The organism is Enterococcus sp. LJL51 (assembly GCF_054871795.1).
The window spans coordinates 94,690-110,624 of sequence record NZ_JBTXLW010000007.1 but is presented as its reverse complement, the minus strand read 5'-3'; the positions used below and the strand labels follow the sequence as shown (position 1 = coordinate 110,624).

General features: G+C 39.7%; 14 protein-coding genes. All 14 read left to right on the top strand.

Going from position 1 to position 15,935, the window contains the following annotated elements; translation table 11 throughout:
• The first annotated feature begins 59 nt into the window (after positions 1-59).
• Positions 60-1,361: a pyrimidine-nucleoside phosphorylase gene (locus ACYSNQ_RS09090; protein ID WP_426082658.1), complete on the top strand. Its 1,302-nt coding sequence runs from the start codon at positions 60-62 to the stop codon at positions 1,359-1,361.
• A 22-nt stretch (positions 1,362-1,383) separates the two neighbouring features.
• Positions 1,384-2,046: a deoxyribose-phosphate aldolase gene (gene deoC, locus ACYSNQ_RS09085; protein WP_426082656.1), complete on the top strand. Its 663-nt coding sequence runs from the start codon at positions 1,384-1,386 to the stop codon at positions 2,044-2,046.
• Between the two features lie 48 nt (positions 2,047-2,094).
• The gene (locus ACYSNQ_RS09080; RefSeq protein ID WP_426082654.1) at positions 2,095-2,490 is read left to right on the top strand and encodes a cytidine deaminase; all 396 of its coding nucleotides are present in this window, start codon (positions 2,095-2,097) and stop codon (positions 2,488-2,490) included.
• A 259-nt stretch (positions 2,491-2,749) separates the two neighbouring features.
• Positions 2,750-3,865, top strand: coding sequence for a BMP family lipoprotein (locus tag ACYSNQ_RS09075; RefSeq protein ID WP_426082652.1), 1,116 nt, complete (start codon positions 2,750-2,752; stop codon positions 3,863-3,865).
• 291 nt (positions 3,866-4,156) lie between these two features.
• Positions 4,157-5,725 (top strand): ABC transporter ATP-binding protein, encoded by a 1,569-nt coding sequence (locus ACYSNQ_RS09070; RefSeq protein WP_426082650.1) that lies wholly within the window; start codon positions 4,157-4,159, stop codon positions 5,723-5,725.
• Positions 5,718-6,854: an ABC transporter permease gene (locus ACYSNQ_RS09065; RefSeq protein ID WP_426082648.1), complete on the top strand. Its 1,137-nt coding sequence runs from the start codon at positions 5,718-5,720 to the stop codon at positions 6,852-6,854. Before ACYSNQ_RS09070 ends, ACYSNQ_RS09065 begins: the two co-directional genes overlap by 8 nt.
• Positions 6,854-7,816 carry an ABC transporter permease gene (locus ACYSNQ_RS09060; protein WP_426082647.1) on the top strand — a complete coding sequence of 321 codons (963 nt, stop codon included), beginning with the start codon at positions 6,854-6,856 and terminating at the stop codon, positions 7,814-7,816. Before ACYSNQ_RS09065 ends, ACYSNQ_RS09060 begins: the two co-directional genes overlap by 1 nt.
• A gap of 407 nt (positions 7,817-8,223) precedes the next feature.
• Positions 8,224-9,390, top strand: coding sequence for a phosphopentomutase (deoB, locus tag ACYSNQ_RS09055; protein WP_426082646.1), 1,167 nt, complete (start codon positions 8,224-8,226; stop codon positions 9,388-9,390).
• Positions 9,391-9,400: 10 nt separating this feature from the next.
• A complete protein-coding gene (locus tag ACYSNQ_RS09050) occupies positions 9,401-10,219 on the top strand; it encodes a purine-nucleoside phosphorylase (RefSeq protein ID WP_426082645.1) in 819 nt (272 codons plus the stop codon).
• A gap of 59 nt (positions 10,220-10,278) precedes the next feature.
• Positions 10,279-10,986, top strand: coding sequence for a purine-nucleoside phosphorylase (deoD, locus tag ACYSNQ_RS09045; protein WP_426082644.1), 708 nt, complete (start codon positions 10,279-10,281; stop codon positions 10,984-10,986).
• A gap of 804 nt (positions 10,987-11,790) precedes the next feature.
• The gene (locus ACYSNQ_RS09040) at positions 11,791-11,949 is read left to right on the top strand and encodes a hypothetical protein (RefSeq protein WP_426082643.1); all 159 of its coding nucleotides are present in this window, start codon (positions 11,791-11,793) and stop codon (positions 11,947-11,949) included.
• Positions 11,950-11,972: 23 nt separating this feature from the next.
• Complete coding sequence (locus ACYSNQ_RS09035) at positions 11,973-12,896, top strand: polyprenyl synthetase family protein (RefSeq protein ID WP_426082641.1); 924 nt, start codon at positions 11,973-11,975, stop codon at positions 12,894-12,896.
• On the top strand, positions 12,886-14,931 hold the full coding sequence (locus ACYSNQ_RS09030; RefSeq protein ID WP_426082639.1) for a sensor histidine kinase: 2,046 nt from the start codon (positions 12,886-12,888) through the stop codon (positions 14,929-14,931). The genes ACYSNQ_RS09035 and ACYSNQ_RS09030 overlap by 11 nt, the downstream gene beginning before the upstream one ends.
• Positions 14,912-15,505, top strand: a complete 594-nt coding sequence (locus ACYSNQ_RS09025; protein WP_426082637.1) for a response regulator transcription factor — start codon at positions 14,912-14,914, stop codon at positions 15,503-15,505. Before ACYSNQ_RS09030 ends, ACYSNQ_RS09025 begins: the two co-directional genes overlap by 20 nt.
• The last annotated feature ends 430 nt before the right edge of the window (positions 15,506-15,935 follow it).

The window sequence follows — 15,935 nt, the reverse complement described above, 5'->3', positions numbered from 1 at the left end:
TTTCATGACAAAAGTTTTTAGTGTATAATACAACATTGGGAATTCGGAGGAATGCAAGAATGAGAATGGTAGATTTAATCGAGAAAAAAAGAGACGGAAATGTACTGTCGAAAGAAGAAATCCAGTTCATTATTGACGGATATACCAAAGGAGATATTCCAGACTATCAGCTCAGTGCATTTTTGATGACAGTTTTTTATCAGGACATGACAGATGAAGAAATTACAGATATGACTTTGGCGATGGCTCATTCCGGTGAAGTAATCAATCTTTCTGAGATAAAAGGCATCAAGGTAGATAAGCATTCTACCGGCGGAGTAGGCGATACCACAACGCTGATTTTAGCTCCTTTAGTAGCTAGTGTAGGTGTGAGTGTTGCTAAAATGTCCGGCAGAGGCTTAGGACATACCGGCGGAACAATTGATAAGCTGGAAGCAATTCCCGGTTTTAAGGTTGAACTGCCGGATGAAGAGTTTATACGATTAGTCAATGAAAGCCATGTAGCGGTGATTGGTCAGTCGGGCGATTTGGCTCCTGCAGATAAAAAGCTTTATGCATTAAGAGATGTTACCGCAACAGTGAATTCAATTCCGCTGATTGCCAGTTCAATTATGAGCAAGAAAATCGCAGCAGGTGCGGACGCGATTGTACTGGATGTGACAACTGGTGAAGGAGCCTTCATGAAAAACCTGGATGAAGCCCGTAGGTTGGCAGAAACGATGGTGCGGATTGGTAAATTGGCTAACAGGCAGACGATGGCGGTTATTTCAGATATGTCTCAGCCGCTGGGCGAGGCGATTGGCAACAGTTTGGAAATTGTTGAAGCAATCGAGACTCTGAAGGGAAATGGGCCAGAAGATTTAGTGGAAATGTGCTATGTGCTGGGCAGTCAGATGGTTGTTCTAGCAGAAAAAGCCGCAACGTTGGACGAAGCACGGGCGATGCTGAAGGAAGCGCTGGAATCTGAAAAAGCCTTGGAAAAATTCAGAGAAATGATTCGTAATCAAGGGGGCGATGATACAATCATCGATAACCCGGAACGACTATTGACAGCTAAGTATGAAGTTGAATTGCCGGCAAAATCCAGCGGCATTGTTCAACGGATTGTTGCAAATGAGATTGGCGTGGCTGCAATGCTTTTAGGTGCGGGTCGGGCAACTAAGGAAGATGAGCTGGATTATGCAGTAGGAATTAAGCTGCACAAGAAGGTCGGTATGCCTGTGAATGAAGGAGAATCCCTGTTGACAATCTATGCGAATACTGAAGACATAGAAGAAGTAAAGGATCTGATTTATAAAAATATCGAAATTGGACAGTCAGGGGAGGAACCTGTTCTGATTCATGATATAATTACTCTATAAACGTAAAAGGAAGTGTAAAAACGTGGAAATTAATCGAATGATCGATCACACGATATTGAAAGCAAATGCAGCAGAAGAAGACGTATTGAAAATTATTGAAGAAGCAAAAAAATATGAATTCTTTTCTGTCTGTGTAAATCCGTTTTGGGTGAGCTTGGCGCATGAAAAATTAGCGGGTACAGCTGTTTCAACTTGTACAGTTATTGGTTTTCCTCTAGGAGCAAATACTTCTGAAGTAAAAGCTTATGAAACAAAAGATGCAATTGCAAATGGCGCAGACGAAGTAGACATGGTTTTGAATGTCGGTGCGCTGAAATCTAAGCAATATAAAAAAGTTCTGAAGGACATTCAGGCAGTAGTGGAAGCAGCGGCAGGTAAAGTCTTGGTAAAAGTGATTATTGAAACAGCTCTGTTGACAGATGAAGAAAAAGTGAAAGCTTGCCAGCTGGCAAAAGAAGCAGGGGCTGATTTCGTTAAAACCTCTACAGGCTTTTCAACGGGCGGAGCGACAGTCGAAGATGTTCGGTTAATGAGAGAAACAGTCGGTTCTGATATGGGTGTTAAAGCTTCAGGCGGGATCCATAACAAAGCAGAAGCAGAAGCAATGATTGCTGCCGGTGCGACAAGAATCGGTACAAGTGCAGGTGTGTCAATCATGGAAGGTGCAACAGGTACCGGCTACTAGTTTTAAACGGATGCGAATTAAACCATAGAATAGAAGAGTGGGGAAATCATGACTGTAAAACCAGAATGGATTGCAATTGCAGAAAATGCATTAGATAAGGCCTACGTTCCTTATTCTCATTTCCCGGTAGGAGCCTGTCTCGTCACTGAAGACGGTCAGACGTATCAGGGAATTAATATTGAAAATGCTTCGTATGGACTAACAAACTGTGCAGAACGGACAGCTATTTTCAAAGCTGTCTCAGAGGGACAAAGAAAGTTTCAGCATTTAGTTGTTGCCGGGCATACACCTAAACCAATTGCGCCATGTGGTGCTTGCCGGCAGGTTATTGCCGAGTTTTGTGAGCCTTCAATGCCGGTGACGCTAGTTGGCGACAATGGTGTTACCAAAGAAACAACAGTGGCTGAGCTTTTACCGTACGCCTTTACTGATGATGACTTGTAAACCGCAGATGTGAGAAGGGCGGACAAGCACATAAACAATGTTGAAAAGGGCTGGTCAGAAGAAGCTTGCTTCTTCTGAAAATGAATCAATCAGTTTTGCGGTTCAGTACTATCAGCAGCAGATGTAATCCTTAACAGCAATGGCATCCGCTGTTTCTGTATAAGGCATACATTTTCTGCACAGGTTTTCTTATCTACGTTTCATTCAGTCATCCTGGCTGTTGAAAATATAAAACTATTATTTAGGGGGCTTTACAGAAATGAAAAAAGCAAAATTATTTGGTCTAGGCGTAGTGGCAGCTGGATTGACAGTTGCATTAGCTGCATGTGGCGGAGGTAACGGCGGCACAACGGATGACTCAAAAGATGGCGGATCAGCAAGTGGTTCAGGAGATGCTGACCACAGTGCAGTGATCGTAACCGACATCGGCGGTGTGGATGACAAATCATTTAACCAGTCTGCATGGGAAGGATTGCAGGAGTGGGGTAAAGAGAATGACCTGCCAAAAGGTGCTGGCGGTTATGACTACATCCAATCAAATGATGCTTCTGAATACGTAACAAACATCGATACAGCTGTTTCCAACGGTTTCAAAACAGTATTCGGTATCGGCTATCTGTTGGCAGACTCTATTAGTGCTGCTGCAGATCAAAATGCGGATACACAATTCGTTATCATTGATAGTGTAATCGAAGACAAAGACAACGTAGTTTCAGCAACTTTCAAGGATCATGAAGCTTCTTATCTTGCAGGGGTAGCTGCTGCCAATACAACTAAAACTGATAAGGTTGGTTTTATCGGTGGTGAAGAAGGGGTTGTAATTGACCGCTTTGAAGCTGGCTTCCGTCAAGGTGTTGCAGATGCTGCTGAAGAGCTAGGCAAGACAATCACTGTTGATGTGAAATATGCTGCATCATTTGGAGATCCTGCGAAAGGGAAATCTCTTGCAGCTGCAATGTACCAAGGCGGAGCAGACATCATTTTCCACGCTTCAGGCGGTACAGGAGCAGGTGTCTTCCAAGAAGCGAAAGATTTGAATGAATCTGGCGACCAAGACAAAGTATGGGTTATCGGTGTGGATAGAGACCAGGATGAAGATGGTAAATATACAACATCAGATGGCAAAGATGATAACTTTACATTGACTTCTACGCTTAAAGGTGTAGGCGCAGCAGTCAAAGATATCTCTAATCTTGCTTTGGAAGACAAATTCCCTGGCGGCGAACACAAAGTATATGGTTTGAAAGACGGCGGTGTTGATTTGACTGAAGGCTACCTTTCAGATGATGCACAAAAAGCGGTAGATACTGCAAAAGAAAAAATTATTGCAGGAGATATTGAAGTGCCTGAAACACCGGAAGATGTAAAAGACTAATTCGTAAATAGTTAAGTTGTTGAACAGGGAATGAGGAATGGGACATGCGAATGTCCCTCCTATCCCATTCCTAAAAAAGTTCCGGTTTCTAAGAAAGCAGAATAGGAGATAAACTAGTTTACTAATCTGTTTTCTTAAAAGTCAAACGACAGAAATCATCTTTCGGACTTTTAAGATTTGGTCACCCGAATTTTTGAAGAAACAGCAGTGCCTAAGCTTTATGTTCAGTTTCAACATGTAAAACCTTGTTGCTTGTCACAAGTGAAAAAAACGTTAGGATGTGAAAAAAACGTGGCTCAAGAAAAATATGTGATTGAGATGCGCAATATTACCAAACAGTTCGGCACATTCAAAGCCAATGACAACATCAACCTGCAAGTAAAGCCTGGAGAAATTCACGCATTGCTGGGAGAGAATGGTGCGGGAAAATCTACACTGATGAATGTCCTGTCAGGTTTATTGGAACCGACCTCAGGAGAAATCTACATAGACGGTCAAAAGGTAGATATCAATGGACCGACTGCTGCTAACCGCTTAGGGATAGGAATGGTCCATCAGCATTTTATGCTGGTTGATGCTTTTACTGTCACTGAGAATATCATTTTAGGAAACGAACCTGCTAAAGGCGGTGTTCTGGACCGTAAAAAAGCTGTTGAAGAAATTCAAAAAGTATCCAAAAGATACGGATTAGATGTAAATCCTAATGCGTATATTCGAGATGTTTCTGTTGGTATGCAGCAAAGAGTGGAAATTCTAAAAACTCTTTATCGCGGAGCCAATATTCTGATTTTTGATGAACCGACTGCGGTGCTGACGCCTCAGGAAATTGATGAATTAATTGCAATTATGCAGGGGCTGGTCAAAGAAGGAAAATCGATTATTCTGATTACCCATAAGCTGGATGAAATTAAAAAAGTTGCAGATCGTTGTACAGTTATTCGCCGAGGCAAGAGTATCGGTACCGTTGATATTAAAGACGTATCTTCTCAGCAGCTGGCAGATATGATGGTCGGCCGTTCAGTATCATTTAAAACAGAAAAGATACCTGCAAAACCGACCAAGACAGTCCTGTCTGTTAAAGATTTAGTCGTTAAAGAGAGTCGGGGACTTGAAGCGGTTAAAGGCCTGAGTCTGGATGTCAGAGCTGGTGAAGTGGTAGGGATAGCTGGGATTGATGGTAACGGACAGACTGAGTTAATTCAGGCGTTGACAGGCTTAAGGAAAATCGAAAGCGGATCAGTGGAGCTGAACGGAGTATCCATTGTTAATCAGAAGCCTCGCCAAATTACAGAAGCTGGTGTGGGACATGTGCCGGAAGACCGTCATAAGTACGGCTTGATTCTGGAAATGACTTTGGCAGAAAACATAGCACTGCAGACTTACTACAAGGAACCGCTAAGTAAAACCGGAGTGCTGAATTATAATAAAATTAATGAGTATGCCCGCAAGCTGATTGAAGAATACGATGTCCGTACAACCAATGAACTGGTGCCTGCAAAGGCTCTGTCCGGCGGGAATCAGCAAAAGGCAATCATCGCTAGAGAAGTAGACCGAAATCCTGATTTACTCATTGTATCTCAGCCAACACGGGGACTTGATGTGGGGGCGATTGAGTATATTCATAAACGTCTGATTGAACAGCGTAATCAGGAGAAGGCTGTGTTAGTTGTCAGCTTTGAACTCGATGAAATTATGAATGTTTCTGACCGTATCGCAGTAATCCATGCTGGAAAAATTGTAGGGATTGTTGATCCGAAGGAAACATCTGAAAATGAACTAGGGCTTCTGATGGCAGGGTATTCACTGGAAGAAGCACGTGAAGAGCTAAACAGTGTGAAGGCAGGTGATTCTGTTGAATAACAAGACAGAACGAATCAGAAATATTATGGTGCCGATACTGTCGGTAGTGATGGGATTCATTCTTGGTGCAATTATTATGTTGATTTTCGGGTATTCACCTGTTCAAGGATATTCCGCAATGTTTACCACTGTTTTTGGTCAGGGACCTAAAAATATTGGTGAAATTTTTGTAACAGCCGGGCCGCTGATTTTTACAGCCCTGGGCTTTTCTGTAGCGAACTCAGCCGGCTTCTTCAATATCGGGCTTTCTGGTCAGGCGCTTTGCGGCTGGGTAGCAAGTATCTGGGTGGCGCTGGCAATGCCGGATGCGCCTAGAATGGTTGTATTACCATTAGCAGTGATTGCTGGTGCGCTAGCCGGTGCGGCTGCGGCTGCGATTCCCGGTATTTTACGGGCGTATTTTGGAACGAGTGAAGTTATCGTTACGATTATGATGAACTATGTGCTGCTTTATGCAAGCACTCATATTGTCAATAATGTTATGAATCCTGAAGTGATGAGCAACAAAGGGGTAACCAAGATGGTTGGAGCAAATGCGACCCTTAGAAATTCTTTCTTGACTGAGATGAGTAATGGTTCCCGGTTAAATCTTGGTATTTTCTTAGCGCTTATTTTTCTGGTGATTGTCTGGTTTATGATGAAGAAAACTACAATCGGCTATGAAATACGCTCTGTTGGACTAAATCCTTTTGCTTCTGAATATGCAGGGATGAGTAGTAAACGGACAATTATTCTTTCTATGATTATCTCAGGTACACTTGCTGGTTTAGGCGGTGTTGTACAGGGATTAGGAACCTTCCAGAACTTCTTTGTACAAGGTTCGTCACTGAGTATTGGATTTGATGGAATGGCGGTATCCTTACTAGGTGCCGGCAGCTCAGCAGGTATTTTACTGGCAGCTCTGCTGTTTAGTATTCTTAAGCTGGGCGGACAAGGAATGCCGCTTCGTGCAGGCGTTCCAACCGAATTGGTCGATGTTGTTATTGCATCAATCATCTTCTTTGTTGGGATTAGCTACCTTATCCGTTTCCTGATGGCAAAAGCATCTGGAAGTAAAAAAGAAGTTGTGGTTGTTCAAGAGATAGAGTCAGCCGGCAATGATGAAAGCCAGCAAGGAGGGAAAATCTAATGGATGCAGCATTACTATCAACAATTCAGACAATTATTAATCAGACATTATTTTATTCCACTCCACTGATTCTGACTGCTTTGGGCGGTACGTTCTCAGAACGAAGCGGGATTGTAAACGTAGGACTGGAAGGCATTATGGTCATGGGTGCATTCAGTTCAGTTGTCTTCAATTTAACCTTCGCCGATACTTTCGGCAGCATGACGCCTTGGATCGCCTGTCTCGTCGGCGGTGCTGTTGGTCTGGTTTTCTCATTGCTTCATGCAGTAGCTACAGTTAATCTCCGTGCGGATCATATTATAAGCGGTACAGTTATTAATCTGATGGCGCCGGCACTGGGCATATTCCTTGTAAAAGTAATTTATGGAAAAGGGCAGACAGATACGATTGCAAAATCATTTGGCTACTTTGCCTTTCCAATCTTGAAAGATATTCCAATTATTGGTGATTTATTCTTTAAACGGACCTTCTTACCGGCATATTTTGCGGTACTGATTGCGATTCTTGCCTGGTTTGTTATTTTTAAAACCCGGTTTGGTCTCCGTTTGCGTTCGGTAGGGGAAAATCCTCAAGCTGCGGATACGCTGGGTATCAATGTCTACATGATGCGTTACGCTGGTGTAATGCTGTCAGGTTTCCTTGGCGGTATGGGCGGTGCGATTTTCGCACAATCGATTGCTGGACGTTTTGCAGCAACCACAATCGCCGGACAAGGGTTTATCGCGATGGCAGCTATGATCTTCGGTAAATGGAATCCATTGGGTGCGATGGGTGCGGCGTTGTTCTTCGGATTTGCACAAAATCTGAGTATTGCCGGATCAAGTATTCCGATTATTTCCAAGATTCCTGATGTCTATCTGCAGTCAGCACCTTATGTACTGACAATCATTGTATTGGTACTGTTCTTAGGAAAAGCTTCCGGACCGAAAGCCAATGGTCAGAACTATATCAAATCTAAATAATTAATCTATATAAATCCTCTAGCATGAAGCGGCGACTTAAAAAATGCCGTTTTGAAAAGAACAAGTAAGGGAATAGAGTACATCACAGTTTTCTTACAGGATTTAGATAGTTGTATTAAAAGGGCGGGACTATGGGAACATTTCTTTAGTCTTGCCTTTTTTTGCATAAATGAGTACTGTAAAGATAAAAGCAGAAGAGGAATGTTTTATTTGCTTGTATAATAATACTTCTGCTCTAAGCTATGAGAAGCAGGAGTAAAAAGCTGGTCCATTATCTCCCTTGGGCAAGCTAGCTAATGTAACAGCAGTAAAAAAATAGTTTTTACTATTTTAATCAGATATCAGCGGGAACGAACTTGTCTGATGTCTATAAGCACTAAACAAAACTGGAAGAAAGAAGGATGGTTATGTTTAAACGTGTACATTTAGTTGTAATGGATTCTGTAGGAATTGGAGAAGCGCCAGATGCTGATAAATTTGGTGATGTAGGCAGTGATACATTAGGGCATATTGCTAAGGAAGCCGGGTTGACTATCCCTAATCTTGAAAAGCTGGGCTTGGGTACAATTGCTCCTTTGCATAAAGTTGCTGCTGATGCTGATCATTTAGGCTATGCAACAAAATTGGAAGAAGTTTCGGTTGGTAAAGATACTATGACGGGACATTGGGAAATTATGGGCTTGAACATTCAAAAGCCGTTTCGTGTCTTTCCTGAGGGCTTTCCTGATGAATTATTGAAGCAGATTGAAGATTTTTCAGGAAGAAAAATTGTCTGCAATAAACCATATAGTGGTACGGCTGTGATTGATGATTACGGTGAACATCAAATGAAAACAGGGGATTTAATCGTTTACACGTCTGCTGATCCGGTTTTGCAGATTGCAGCACATGAAGACATTATTCCTTTAGAAGAGCTATACCGAATTTGCCAGTACGTCCGAGACATTACAAAAGATGAGCCGTATATGATTGGACGCATTATCGCCCGTCCCTATCTTGGTGAACCAGGCAACTTTACACGTACAAGCAACCGCCATGATTACGCATTGGATCCATTTGGACATACGGTGCTGGATTCGTTGAAGGAAGCCGACAAAGCTGTGATTGCAGTTGGGAAAATTAATGATATTTTCAACGGACAGGGCATCACTGAAGCAGTCCGTACAAAGAGCAACATGGACGGTGTTGATCAGCTGTTGAATGTCATGAAGAAGGATTTCACAGGTTTAAGCTTTACCAATCTGGTTGATTTCGATGCATTATTTGGTCATCGCCGAGATGTTGTTGGCTATGCGCATGCAATAGAAGAGTTCGACCTGCGGCTACCTGAGATTTTAGAAACTATGCAGGAAGATGATTTGTTGATGATTACAGCCGATCACGGCAATGATCCGACTTTTCCTGGGACAGACCATACTAGAGAGTACGTTCCACTGCTTGTTTATAGTAAAAAAATGCAGGGACAAGGTCAGCTTGCTCAAGGACACTATGCAGATATTTCCGCAACGATTGCTGAAAACTTTGGAGTTCCTAAAACAGAAAACGGCGTCAGCTTTTTAAGTGATTTAAAATAGGAGGAAAACAATGACAAAATTGAAAGAACAGCTGCAGGAAACAACTGATTTTTTGAGAGGAAAAGGACTTGAACAGGTAGACTTTGGTTTGATTTTGGGCTCTGGTCTTGGTGAACTGGCAGAGGAAATTGAAAATCCAGTAGCGATTTCCTTTTCTGAAGTACCGCATTTTTCTCTTTCTAAAGTCGTTGGTCATGCGGGTAAGCTAGTGTATGGTACACTAGCTGGGAAAAAAGTGCTGGCTATGCAGGGACGCTTCCATTACTATGAAGGTCATTCAATGCAGACAGTGACGTATCCAGTACGTATGATGGCAGCGTTAGGTATTCATTCGATTGTAGTAACCAATGCTGCAGGTGGAGTGAATGAAGCCTTTGAACCAGGTAATCTGATGCTGATTACTGATCATATCAATTTCACTGGAGACAATCCGTTAATTGGTGAGAATGAAGATGACATGGGACCACGTTTCCCGGATATGAGTCAGGCTTATACGAAAAATTATCAGGAGGCTGCAAAGGCAGCAGCTGCTGAACAAGGGATTGTTTTACAGGAAGGCGTGTATATGGGCTTTTCTGGTCCGACGTATGAAACACCTGCTGAAATACGCATGGCTCGGACGATGGGGGCTGATGCTGTGGGGATGTCCACTGTGGCAGAAGTAATTGTGGCTGCTCATAGCGGCTTGAAGGTTCTGGGAATCTCTTGTATTACTAATCTGGCTGCTGGGATGCAGAGCAGCCTAAACCATGAAGAAGTTGTGGAAACAACAGAGCGGGTGAAGGAGCAATTCAAGCAGCTGGTGAAAACTACATTGAAAAATATGTAGTACGATGAAACGTTTGTTATCTCTAACACTAATGAGAAGAAAATAAAGGAGCGAAGCAAATGAGTGTTCATATTGAAGCGAAACAAGGTGAAATAGCAGATAAAATTCTATTGCCGGGCGATCCGCTAAGGGCAAAATATATTGCAGAAACCTTTTTAGAGAATCCGGTTTGTTACAATCAGGTTCGGGGAATGCTGGGCTATACGGGAACCTATAAAGGAGAACGTGTTTCTGTACAGGGAACAGGTATGGGTATGCCTTCCGCAACGATTTACGCCCATGAATTAATCAATTCCTATGATGTGAAGAAATTGATTAGAGTAGGCACTTGCGGCGCGCTTTCTACAGATGTTCATGTTCGAGATTTAGTGATTGCTCAAGGCGCGGCAACTAGCTCTGCAATGATTGCTAAAAATTTCCAACAGTTTCATTTTCCACCAATCGGCAATTTTGACTTATTGCTTAAAGCCTATCAGCTTGCGACAGAAAAAGGATTTACTACCCATGTAGGAAATGTATTGTCTGAAGATACATTTTACAAGGATGATACAGCTGAAACAATGAAGTTGGCTGAATTAGGTGTACTGGGAGTGGAAATGGAAGCTGCAGCCTTGTATTATTTAGGGGCGAAATTTAACGTGCAGGCATTAGCAATCTGTACTGTAAGTGACCATATTATCACTGGTGAGGAAACAACGGCTGAAGAGAGACAGACAACATTTAATGAAATGATTGAAGTAGGTCTGGAAACAGCTATTAAGAGCTAATTTATAGTAATTAAACAAGTACGAAGCTTATAAGAATGAGGTAGAGCACCCGTTTTTGAATAAGATAAAGTGCGTACTGAAAGAGGCTGAAACAAATATCTATGGCGGTTCCCGCCACCAAACAGAATGAAAATAAAAAAAGAATCGACCTACAGGTCATTTCCTGTCATACTAAAACTGATAGGAGTGGCTTGTAGGTCGATTATTGATTGAGGTTTTTCTCCAAGTTGACCTTGAGGGACAAACTAGATCATTCTACTTAGTTGCACCGATCATTAGGTCATAGAACCTGCGTATAAAAATAAATTGTTTTTATAAGTAGAATAGCCTCTCCTGTACTTTTTTCAAGGAGGAATTCTTATGAAAGATGTACTTTGCTCGTGTTGTGCTGGATTAGACATCCATCAAAAAGTCGGGGGCAGCTTCTTTGTTTTTTAGTATTTAGTTTTCGTATAAAAGTCTCTTAGGTTTGATAAATTGTAAATAAAAACGAATAATACACTTTTTTGCATTGCTTGTCTTGCTTGAAATTTCCGAAAAAGCTGACTTTTGGCCACCGTTTATTCAGAATTAAAGTTTGGGACAAAAACTGATTTTTAGTTTTGTTCCCAGACTTTTTTCCTTTGTTTAGTCTTGTTTTTTTTGAAGAGAGATGTCATTATTAATAATGAGTGGTTTTTTATCATTTTTAGATACTATTGTTTACTTTTGGGAGATAAATTTTATTTTTGCATAAATTACTCATTTCAAATAACTTCTTTTCTCCTATGATGGACGTATCAAATATGTCAGGAGAATGTTGAAATGAAAAACTTATGGGAATTTATTCAAGAAATGAATGCAGTGAATAAAATGGAACGTGATTTACAGTTAGCAACAGAAATTACTAGTCTTGAGCTGGATGAGATACAACAGTTTTATACAGCAGATGTTACAGCTGAAACATACAGCAGTTCTTGGTAAATAATCCAATAGGAGTTGATTTTTTGAATGAGCAAGAGTCGTTAATAAAGTATCTACATACTGATTTTGAGCAATCACGTTTTTTTAAAGTGTATCCGACTAATTTTACTGTCTTTGTTCAGAAACAGCTGAATAGAATCTTTGAAAAAGATCAACACAGTTGGGGAAAAATTTACTTGTTAATACGAATGCTACATAAAAATGAATGTTCAGAAAAGGATATAGCAATTGGTTTTTATATTGAAGTACTGAATTTATGTTTTAGTCTATATGATGATTTGATGGATGGGGATAAGAACAACTCCTTTGATAAACAGTCTTACTACCAATTAACAAGACTGTTGCTGGAGTCTTTGGAACAACTTTCTTTTTTTGTGCCGAAAAAATCCGTAAGTAATCTTATTGAAAGATTGAATACAGCAATTGACGGTGAATGGTTTGATGTAGAGAATCAGCTAACAAATGAACTTTCTGAAAAAGATTACTTTGATGAAATGTTAACTAAAACAATTTCTGTGTATCAGTATATTTTTGAATTGGCAAGCGAGCAGGAGACAGCTTTTGGTGAACAGATAGCTGAGAAATTAGGAACATCCAGACAACTGATTAACGACACACTAGATTGTATCAATCCGAAAAAAAATGATTTGCGAGCAATGAAGCCAACGCTTCCCCTGATTATGGCAAATAAATATAGTCAAGAAAATGATGGTCAGCTGCTTGAGCAGCTAAAGATTTATTCGGTTAATGGAGGAGCGGACACCGCATTGGAAACTCAACTCCATCTTTACATTAAAAAGAGTGGTGCCCTTCAGTACTGCTTAATTGTTGCTTATAAAGCACATCAAGAAGCCTATAGAATGGTGAAGAACCGATTTAAAGATAAAGCCATGGAGACAGAGAGATTGTTTCAATATTTGGACTGGAGGAAAAAAAATGAGGAATAACATGAATCCAGTTCGATTTATTCCGATGGGGATTTTATTCTCTATTATTGTTTATTTTATAGAGCGAAATTATTATCTGACAGGAAAAACAAGCATCGATGATTTTCAGATGTTTAATTTTCAATTTATCATTGGTGTATTTTCGATGTTTTTAGGATGTCTTGTTTTATTAAAGTCTCAGACAACCAAAGTAACAAAGGCTTATTTTTGGCTTACTCTGTTAATGGGGGGGATTTTCCAGACCTTAAGCTCTACAGAGCCATTACTGATTTATCTGGAAAGAATTTTTGTAGCACTTTCGCCTGTTGTAATGTTCCATTTTTTTACCACATTTATCACCATTGATGAGCAGATAATCGTTAAGAGGCTGAGAACGGTTTTGCTGTTATTTTCCGGGTTTAGCCTGCTTATGTTTTTAACCAATTTTTATATTAATGAGATATACGTTATCGGTTTAGTATTGGCAGTTTCATTCAGTATTTACAGTTATTTCAAATTTAAAGGAAAGCAGCGTTATTTGCCGCAGCGATTCTCCAGATTATTGCTGAAGAGCGCAGTGCTTTCTTTTTTTCCGTATATTTTCAGTGTTGTGTTTGAAATGCCGAAATTTTCAAATAATCTTGCTGAATTTCTGATTTTGTTTTGTCCTATTTTTATTCTACCCACAACGATTGCCTATATTTTAATAAAAAATAACACATTGATTATTAGTACGAATTATACGCAGCTTCTAAAAAAGGTTTTGCTAATCGTCGTTTTACTGGCAACTAATAGTGTGGTGTTGTCTTTTCAGAGGGTTTCTCTTGAACAGCAGCTGCTTTTAAATAGTCTATTATTAATGATGTTATTTGTTTATCAATACGTTTCTGAGCTGTTTTCGATTCAAGAAATTGAGAAAATCGATAAAATGAATGAGAATCTTGAAGCAGAAAAACTAAAAATCTTTCATCAGATTACATATGAAGACTACTTTAGTTCACTTGGGGATTTAGTTACAGAATTAGTAAATCGAACCGTTGAAACGGACGGTCTGATGATTATCTGGAAGGATCAAATGGTCCACTTCATTTTGAAGCAGGAGGGATGTTTTAATGATTTCGTATTGAATAAGGAATGGATTAAGACCTTTCAGACGAGTGAAAATATTATTATCTGGCATAAAAATTCGTACCTCTTTTTTGAACTTTTCTATAACAATCAAATACAAGGATGGTTAGTACTAGGAAAGCAAAATCAGCGTTATCGGGCAAATGAAGTATCTTCACTAAAATTATTAAGTGAGACGGTTAGTGAACTGCTTGGGACTAGTGAATTGCTAAATCAAGTAACAAGTAAAGTTCAAAAGCTCCCTCAAATCAAATACGATCAATATATTCAATTTAAAATATTATACAGCAATGAACGAATTCAAAAAGACTTCACGTATTACCTGCATGATGATATCTTACAAAATCTGCTGGCTATAAAGAACATTGTGTCTACGATGGAAGATGGTGTAGTTAAAGACTTCATCATTGAGAATGTGGTAGAACTAAATACATCGATTCGGGAAAAAATGTTCGATATTTATCCATCTATGCTGGCTAATATGTCACTTCAGGAAAGCTTGGGGATTTATTGTGAAAAGCTGAGAAAAGATCAAAGCTTCAAAAATAAGAATATAAAAATAAAATATGTATATGAAGAAAGTATCTATGTGCCGAAAGAATATAAATTTACTGTTTTTAGAGCAGTTAAAGAGCTGATACAAAATGCTGTAAAGCATGCGAATGCGAATGAAATTGTGTTGGAAATCAGTCAATTGGCTGAAACAGTTAAAATTTGTATAACAGATGATGGTGTCGGTTTTAATGTGAAAGAAAAAATAGAAGAAAACTTCTATACAAATCATATTGGGCTGCTGTCAGTAAAGCAGGATATTAATGCCATCAAGGGGGATATACAGATTAGAAGCAAAGAAAAGAGTGGGACAGCGATTGAAATGATGATTCCAATTGGGGAAAGGAGTGGAGAAAATGAAAATTTTAATGATTGATGATCATGGCGGATATGCTAAAAGTCTGCAGTTTTATCTATCATTTAATCCAAAAATAGAAAAATTTTCTTATCATCTTAATGCAGACGGCTTATCAGAGACTCTTAGAAAAGAAAAACCGGACATCCTGCTTTTAGATATTCAGTTAAAAGGAGAGAATGGACTAAAGGTTGGTCAACGGGTACTAGCAGAATTTCCAGATCAGAAGATTATCTTTCATTCAGGTCATGATTTATTAGAATATCATAGCCAGGCGATTAATATGGGAGCAAAGGCTTTTATTGATAAGAATAGCGATCCCGAAAAGCTGTTTGATGTTATGAAGATAGTGATGGCGGGGAAAACTGTTTTTCCTAAATTCTATACAGATGTAGAACCGTTGACGGATCGCGAGAAAGAGATTCTTCAACTGACTGCCGATGGCTTGAAACAAAAAGAGATAGCAGAGACTCTATTTTTAAGTGTGCGAACAGTCGCCAATCATATTCAGTCAATCAATGAAAAATTTCATGTCAACTCCTCTATTTCAGCAGTAGTAAGAGGAATTGAGTTAGGGATTGTCGATAAATTTTAAATACTATGTGACAGTACAATAGACAGAATTAGCTTGAAAATAGCTGGTTCTGTCTTTTTTTGATTAAATTTTATGGTGAAAAGGATTGAAATACTGAGCAGTTATTCAAGGAAGAGAAGCTTAATTAGTAAGAGAGAAGTGATCCAAATCAAGATGGGAGCAAGAAGTAAGCAGATGTATTTCCTAGGATAAAGAAAGGGGACTTGTCTTTTCGTTTAGTTAATCACATAAGGATGAAAATAGTACTCAAGACTTTTTGGCTTGCTAAAACTTACCAAATAGAAACAGGAGAAGGTCTTTTATTGATGAATGTTCATCTAATTTGCTGGTTAGACAAACAAATAAATAAAAAGGGATTCGTTTGTTGAGAGAGCTTGCATTATTTACCTACGAAAGACTGCATAAACTACTCATACGAAAACATGAGAGG

What these genes read in the sequence shown, in the direction of transcription:
- ACYSNQ_RS09090 (WP_426082658.1), top strand. Translation starts at nt 60, where the DNA reads ATGAGAATGGTAGATTTAATCGAGAAAAAAAGAGACGGAAATGTACTG.
- ACYSNQ_RS09080 (WP_426082654.1), top strand. Translation starts at nt 2,095, where the DNA reads ATGACTGTAAAACCAGAATGGATTGCAATTGCAGAAAATGCATTAGAT.
- ACYSNQ_RS09075 (WP_426082652.1), top strand. Translation starts at nt 2,750, where the DNA reads ATGAAAAAAGCAAAATTATTTGGTCTAGGCGTAGTGGCAGCTGGATTG.
- ACYSNQ_RS09060 (WP_426082647.1), top strand. Translation starts at nt 6,854, where the DNA reads ATGGATGCAGCATTACTATCAACAATTCAGACAATTATTAATCAGACA.
- deoB (WP_426082646.1), top strand. Translation starts at nt 8,224, where the DNA reads ATGTTTAAACGTGTACATTTAGTTGTAATGGATTCTGTAGGAATTGGA.
- ACYSNQ_RS09050 (WP_426082645.1), top strand. Translation starts at nt 9,401, where the DNA reads ATGACAAAATTGAAAGAACAGCTGCAGGAAACAACTGATTTTTTGAGA.
- deoD (WP_426082644.1), top strand. Translation starts at nt 10,279, where the DNA reads ATGAGTGTTCATATTGAAGCGAAACAAGGTGAAATAGCAGATAAAATT.
- ACYSNQ_RS09040 (WP_426082643.1), top strand. Translation starts at nt 11,791, where the DNA reads ATGAAAAACTTATGGGAATTTATTCAAGAAATGAATGCAGTGAATAAA.
- ACYSNQ_RS09030 (WP_426082639.1), top strand. Translation starts at nt 12,886, where the DNA reads ATGAGGAATAACATGAATCCAGTTCGATTTATTCCGATGGGGATTTTA.
- ACYSNQ_RS09025 (WP_426082637.1), top strand. Translation starts at nt 14,912, where the DNA reads ATGAAAATTTTAATGATTGATGATCATGGCGGATATGCTAAAAGTCTG.